The sequence below is a fragment of the Sporomusa sp. genome, assembly GCF_035561255.1.
Classification (GTDB): Bacteria; Bacillota; Negativicutes; order Sporomusales; family Sporomusaceae; genus Sporomusa.
The window spans coordinates 1-5,981 of sequence record NZ_DATMXX010000382.1 but is presented as its reverse complement, the minus strand read 5'-3'; the positions used below and the strand labels follow the sequence as shown (position 1 = coordinate 5,981).

Annotated in this window: 8 protein-coding genes; all 8 read left to right on the top strand. The window is 45.7% G+C overall.

Annotated features, from left to right (window positions below; translation table 11 throughout):
* Positions 1-125 precede the first annotated feature (125 nt).
* The 8 genes from hydE (at position 126) to VN379_RS21795 (ending at position 5,953) form a co-directional block, all read left to right on the top strand.
* On the top strand, positions 126-1,172 hold the full coding sequence (gene hydE / locus VN379_RS21830) for a [FeFe] hydrogenase H-cluster radical SAM maturase HydE (RefSeq protein ID WP_325537809.1): 1,047 nt from the start codon (positions 126-128) through the stop codon (positions 1,170-1,172).
* A 24-nt stretch (positions 1,173-1,196) separates the two neighbouring features.
* Positions 1,197-1,562 (top strand): YezD family protein, encoded by a 366-nt coding sequence (locus VN379_RS21825; protein ID WP_325537807.1) that lies wholly within the window; start codon positions 1,197-1,199, stop codon positions 1,560-1,562.
* Positions 1,563-1,725: 163 nt separating this feature from the next.
* Positions 1,726-2,079, top strand: coding sequence for a nitroreductase (locus VN379_RS21820; protein WP_325537806.1), 354 nt, complete (start codon positions 1,726-1,728; stop codon positions 2,077-2,079).
* Positions 2,080-2,204: 125 nt separating this feature from the next.
* Positions 2,205-2,879, top strand: a complete 675-nt coding sequence (locus tag VN379_RS21815; protein ID WP_325537804.1) for a DUF1847 domain-containing protein — start codon at positions 2,205-2,207, stop codon at positions 2,877-2,879.
* A gap of 27 nt (positions 2,880-2,906) precedes the next feature.
* The gene (locus tag VN379_RS21810; protein ID WP_325537803.1) at positions 2,907-3,728 is read left to right on the top strand and encodes a transporter substrate-binding domain-containing protein; all 822 of its coding nucleotides are present in this window, start codon (positions 2,907-2,909) and stop codon (positions 3,726-3,728) included.
* A 17-nt stretch (positions 3,729-3,745) separates the two neighbouring features.
* A complete protein-coding gene (locus tag VN379_RS21805) occupies positions 3,746-4,483 on the top strand; it encodes an amino acid ABC transporter permease (protein WP_325537801.1) in 738 nt (245 codons plus the stop codon).
* A gap of 4 nt (positions 4,484-4,487) precedes the next feature.
* On the top strand, positions 4,488-5,204 hold the full coding sequence (locus tag VN379_RS21800; RefSeq protein WP_325537799.1) for an amino acid ABC transporter permease: 717 nt from the start codon (positions 4,488-4,490) through the stop codon (positions 5,202-5,204).
* Positions 5,201-5,953 (top strand): amino acid ABC transporter ATP-binding protein, encoded by a 753-nt coding sequence (locus VN379_RS21795; protein WP_325537797.1) that lies wholly within the window; start codon positions 5,201-5,203, stop codon positions 5,951-5,953. The genes VN379_RS21800 and VN379_RS21795 overlap by 4 nt, the downstream gene beginning before the upstream one ends.
* The last annotated feature ends 28 nt before the right edge of the window (positions 5,954-5,981 follow it).

The window sequence follows — 5,981 nt, the reverse complement described above, 5'->3', positions numbered from 1 at the left end:
CCATTTGTCAATAGACATTTGTTACTTGGGCTATGTTCTTTTTATTGACGTCAGTCCAAAAACCATATATCATAATTTCAAAAGGGTACATCTGTTTTGAGGAATATAGGGGAGGCACTGATAGTATGGCTGATGTGTGCGATATTCAGGCGTTAATCAAAAAAGCCGAAATAACCCATGAACTTACAAAGTGCGAAATTGTTGCGCTGTTAACAGATAATCAATATGAAGCAGATTTTTTTGCTGCTGCCGACCGGGTGCGCCGGGAATATGTGGGTGATGAGGTTCACCTGCGTGGACTCATTGAATTCTCTAACATTTGTAAACAAAACTGCCTGTATTGTGGTCTGCGGCGTGATAATAAAAAGGTAGACCGATACCGGCTGGATACAGATACAATTATTGATTTTGCCGGCAAGGCAAAATCATATGGCTACCGCACCGTAGTATTGCAGTCTGGCGAAGACGAATGTTTTGACGTTGCTACGATGGTTACCATCATTAAGAAAATCAAGGAGCTTGGCTTGGCAATAACGGTTAGCGTGGGTGAAAAGCCCCGTGAAGTGTACCAAGCCTACCGGGAGGCCGGTGCCGACCGGTATCTGCTCCGCATTGAGACTACAGACAAAGAACTGTACGAGAAACTGGACCCGGGGATGAGCTGGGATAACCGGGTACGCTGTCTGCAGGATATCAAAGAACTGGGCTTTGAGCTGGGGACCGGCTGTTTGGTCGGTATTCCAGGCCAAACAATAGAGTCATTGGCTGACGATATTCTTTTCTTTAAAAAGATGGATGCTGATATGATCGGGGTAGGGCCGTTTATTCCTAACCCGGATACACCGCTTGCCGCTGAAACTGGCGGTACGTTCGACCTGAGCACCAAAGTCATGGCCATGACCCGTCTGCTGTTGCCTGATATTAATATTCCGGCGACAACGGCAATGGAATCACTCAATCCTCAGGGGCGCGTGCTGGCACTCCAGCGTGGTGCTAATGTGGTTATGCCCAATGTTACCGAGGGTGAGTACCGGCAAATGTACCTTTTATATCCGGGAAAAATATGTATAAATGATACGCCAGCCCATTGCCGGGGGTGCATCACCGGTAAAATTCAGGGTATTGGCCGGAAAGTGTCTGAGGCGTATGGATTCAGGAAAAAACACGCATAGTAGAGCCAAATGGAGGAAATATCAATGACTAAACAGGACCCTATGAGTACAGGCAAGCACTTCTCTGATGCCGGTCTTGAGCTTATTGAACATGCGGTGCGAGATATTAGTTTTGGCTCGCTTACTTTAGTAGTCCAGGATTCAAAGGTAATTCAAATTGAAAAACTGGAGAAAATCCGGATTTGTGAGCATCCGCCAAAAACCAGCGGCAAAACTACAGTGAAGGCAGCAGATGGCGCTGCTTTGCGGACGCGAATTTTACAATCGGTCAGCGGCATGGAGTACGGGAAGGTTGCAATCCAAATTCAGTCAGGACAAATTATGCAGGTGGAGAGAACCGAAAAATACCGGGTAGGTAAATTTACCGGACTCCACGGCGAAGGAATTTAAACGTTGACACCTATGGAGTAATATGCTATTATAACTTACAAATATGGTACTTACACGTTCAAGTCCATAAAGCGATTATGTGCTGATCAGAAATATTCTGAAGGCCAAGGTTCGATATACGAACCTTGGTCTTTTATTACAAGCGCCGCAGGGAGGGCTATGAATGATAGCAACCGGGACATCCCGCATTGTTTGCAAGAATTGTGCCTACCTTCTTGCCAGGTGGTGCTATCAGCGGTACTGGTGGTTCCGGCTGGTACGGGAACCTCTGCTGCTGGGTATGCGCCTTTTGGCCTGGTGGCATGGGATTGATGCCCGGAATCATGTTGTTAGTAACAGTGAATGTAAGGGCTGCATCCGGTTTATGAAGAATGAACTGGAGGAGAAGTCCGCTACCTTCCGGTTTCTTAATAACAGTATTGGCAAACGCGTTAGCAGACTGCGGGATTCAATGCTTACCCAACAGGACCTGGATGAGGCCAAACGTTATGCCAGGGAAGCAAACCTGCTTAAATGATATAATTAAATTTTATAGTGTAGAGAATACTTGATTGATCAGAAAACTGAAGGCCGGGGATGTGCAGAACATCTTCGGCCTCTTTTTATTTTTCACACAGACAATGAATAGTGGAGGAATCTAGCATGAGTACAAAAAAAGACGCACAACATTTGAGCTGCACCGATTGCAGTGTTTACAATTGTAGAACCAGGAGTCAGCAGTTTCCGGGATTTTGCCTAACCACGAAAGATAATGACGGGAACTCGATTGCCAGCGATATTGAAGAAATCAAAAAATATCTGCAAGGAGATCATCAGGATGCAGTCGTTGCCAGGGCGTCGGCCCAGGTAGAAGGGCTATTTTATGGCAAAAAGACAAGGGTAGAAGAAATTATCGAGTTTGCCACCCGGATCGGGGCAAAAAAAATTGGTATTGCAACCTGCGCCGGTTTGATTGGAGAAGCCAAAATATTTGCCAACATCCTGGAGGTAAAAGGCTTAGACTATTATAGTGCCATCTGCAAAGTAGGGTCTGTTGATAAAGCCGATATTGGTGTGCTGGAAGAGCACAAGCTCAGGCCGGGAAATCACGAATCAATGTGTAATCCTATTTTACAGGCCCGCATCCTAAACTATCAAAAAACCGACTTAAACGTTGTTGTCGGACTGTGTGTGGGGCATGATTCTTTATTTACCAAATACTCGGACGCCCTGGTTACCACCCTGGTCGTAAAAGACCGGGTGACTGGCCATAATCCTGTGGCTGCTTTGTATACCGCTCATTCTTATCACAAGCGGCTGCTGCAACAAGATAAGTGAGTGAATAAAAAACGGAGGGGTTTTATTATGAAAGCGAAATTTATTGCTCTGGCCCTGGCTATGGTTACGCTGATGTCCCTGTTATTGGCCGGCTGCCAGTCAGCAGCACCGACAACCGCCGCCAAAAAGAAAATCGTCATCGGTACCGGCAACGCTTATAAACCGTACTGCTTCTTAGATGAAAAGGGCAATCTCACCGGCTTTGAGATTGAGGTTCTCAAAAAAGTTAATGAAAAGCTGCCACAGTATGAATTCGAATTTAAAACATTTGACTTTAATGCCATCCTGGTCAGTCTGGAAACAGGAAAAATAGATCTGGCCGCTCATCAGTTTGAAGTCAATCCTGAGCGGAAAACCAAGTTTCTGTTTGGTGATGAGGGTGTGACGATCTATGATCTGAAACTGGTGGTCAAAGAAGACAGAAATGATATAAAAACGCTGGACGATCTGGCAAAGATTAACGGAACAATTGAAGTTGGCAAGGCTTCGACCAATAAAACATATGTTGTTGATAAATGGAACAAGGAACATGGCAATAAACTGAATTTAGTATTTGCAGCATCAGATACGACGATAACCCTGCAGAACCTGGAGTCAGGCAAGACCGATGCTTTTGTTAATATCCAGCGCAATGTTGATGATTACCGTGCTACCTATAAAGCAAAGATTAAGACCGTAGGTGAACCGATCAGCTTTTCTAACTCCTATTATCTGTATCGCAAGGATGATCCCACCGGGGCACAACTAAAAAAAGATATTGATGCTGTTCTAAAAACCATGAAAGAGGATGGCACACTGGTGAAACTGTCGCAGCAATGGCTTGGGGGAGACTATATTCCTAAAAAATAAGGAAGGGTTAAACCAGGATGGAAAATATATTTCTCTTTAGTTTATTTCTCGATAGTTTTCCGCAATTATTGTCCCGGCTGCATATCACGGTCGCAATTGTTGTTGTGGCACTATTCTTTGGCATGATCCTGGGAACAGGCATAGCGGTTGCCAGGTTGTATAAAATACCCGTATTATCCCAACTGGCTACCGCCTATGTTTCTTTTATCAGAGGGATTCCCATACTCGTGTTGCTGTTTATTGTGTATATAGGCGCACCCTTGGTCGCAGGGGCATTTGGCGCCAATATCAATCGCTGGGATACCCTGATATTTGTAATGATTACCTATATTATGAACTCAGCCGCTTTTTTATCAGAGATTATCAGGTCTGCTGTTGCCGGGGTGGAGAAGGGGCAAATGGAAGCCGCATTCTCGGTTGGGATGAACCGCTGGCAGGCTTTTCACCGTATTGTGGCCCCTCAGGCCATCCAGATTGCCATTCCCGCTCTGGGTAATACGGTGGTGTCGTTGCTTAAAGATACCTCTTTGGCCTATACGCTGGGTGTAATTGATGTGATTGGCATTATTCAGGCCATCAGCAGCAATACGCATCGCTCGCTGGAGGCCTATACCGCTGCGGCTATCATTTTCTTTGTATTGAGTTTTGTCCTGGAACGGTTTTTTAAATGGCTGGAGAGAAGAATCGGTATCAACAATACGATACCCAGTGCAAAAGGTGCAGTAAATAACAAAATTGCTGTAGTGGGCAGGTGAGAGCGTGGGGTTTCAGTTTGATTTATCATTTTTAATTTTTGAGATCGGGATAGCCATAAAATATATTCCTGTTGTGCTGTTACTGTCAGTCGTACCGCTAATCATTGGACTATTACTGGGTACAGGGATTGCTTTAACCAGGTTATTTAAAGTACATCCCTTTGATAAAATATTTACTGTATTTGTAATATTTCTGAGGGGTGTGCCCCTTGTTCTCCAACTAACCATCCTTTATCTGGCAGTCAGTTTGAGCATTGATTCTTTTGCAAAAACCTTGGGGCTGCACCTAACATCAAAAGATCTGTCCTATACGTTGATTGCTGTAGTTGGGTTGTCGATTAATGCCACCGTGTATCTCTCCGAGGTCATGCGCACAGCGCTTCAGTCAGTAGCTGCCGGCCAGTATGAGGCCGCCTACTCGGTGGGAATGACCTCTGGGCAGATGCTGCGGCGAATCATTATCCCCCAAGCCTTGCCTGTGGCTATCCCGTTAATTGGCAGTAATTTCATTGGTCTCATTAAGGGGTCGGCGATTGCTTCGCTCATTTCAGTGGTCGAGATTATTAATGCCACACTCTATGAGGCCAGCGGTAATTACAAGTTCCTGGAGGCCTATGTGGCGGCGGCAATTATTTACTGGTTATTGTGCATTCTGGTCGAGCGCCTGGTGGCCTTTCTGGAAGGCAGGGTCGGAGTTTATGGCAAGGGTGGGGTAGTATGATCGAGCTTAAGGGCTTGCATAAATCGTTTGGCAAACATGAAGTATTAAAAGGCATTGATCTGAAGGTCGAAAAGGGTGAGGTTGTTGTTATTCTTGGTCCCAGTGGCTCAGGTAAGACCACACTGCTAAGGTGCCTGAATTTTTTGGCGCAGCCTGATGCCGGTGAGATTACCATTGGCAACACCTGTGTCAATTGCAACCATGTTTCCAAACAAGAGATACTGGCAATCAGAAGAAGTACCGCGATGGTTTTTCAACTGTATAATCTGTTTAAGAATAAAACTGCCCTGGAAAATATTATGGAAGGGCTGGTGATTGCCCGGAAGGTTCCCCGGGAGCAAGCAGAGCAAACCAGCCGTCAGATTCTGGCCAAGGTTGGCCTGGCTGATAAATGGAACGCCTACCCCAGCCAGTTGTCAGGCGGACAGCAGCAGCGGGTGGGAATTGCCCGGGCGCTGGCCCTGAATCCGGAAGTCATTCTTTTTGATGAACCAACCTCGGCCTTAGACCCTGAGCTTGTAGGCGAGGTTCTGGGGGTTATGAAAAAAGTAGCCCAGGAAGGCCTGACGATGATTGTCGTTACCCATGAGATATCCTTTGCCCGGGATATTGCCGACCGGGTAATTTTTATTGATGGCGGTGTGATTGTTGAACAGGGACCGCCGGCGGAAATTCTTTTTCACCCGCGTGAAGAAAGAACCAAACAGTTTCTTAAAAGGATTTTACCTGTTGAAGATTATGCAATTTAGTACTGCTATTCAGAACATAAATCTGTCT

Coding starts and splice junctions, on each gene's coding strand:
- hydE (WP_325537809.1), top strand. CDS start 126: ATGGCTGATGTGTGCGATATTCAGGCGTTAATCAAAAAAGCCGAAATA.
- VN379_RS21825 (WP_325537807.1), top strand. CDS start 1,197: ATGACTAAACAGGACCCTATGAGTACAGGCAAGCACTTCTCTGATGCC.
- VN379_RS21820 (WP_325537806.1), top strand. CDS start 1,726: ATGATAGCAACCGGGACATCCCGCATTGTTTGCAAGAATTGTGCCTAC.
- VN379_RS21815 (WP_325537804.1), top strand. CDS start 2,205: ATGAGTACAAAAAAAGACGCACAACATTTGAGCTGCACCGATTGCAGT.
- VN379_RS21810 (WP_325537803.1), top strand. CDS start 2,907: ATGAAAGCGAAATTTATTGCTCTGGCCCTGGCTATGGTTACGCTGATG.
- VN379_RS21805 (WP_325537801.1), top strand. CDS start 3,746: ATGGAAAATATATTTCTCTTTAGTTTATTTCTCGATAGTTTTCCGCAA.
- VN379_RS21795 (WP_325537797.1), top strand. CDS start 5,201: ATGATCGAGCTTAAGGGCTTGCATAAATCGTTTGGCAAACATGAAGTA.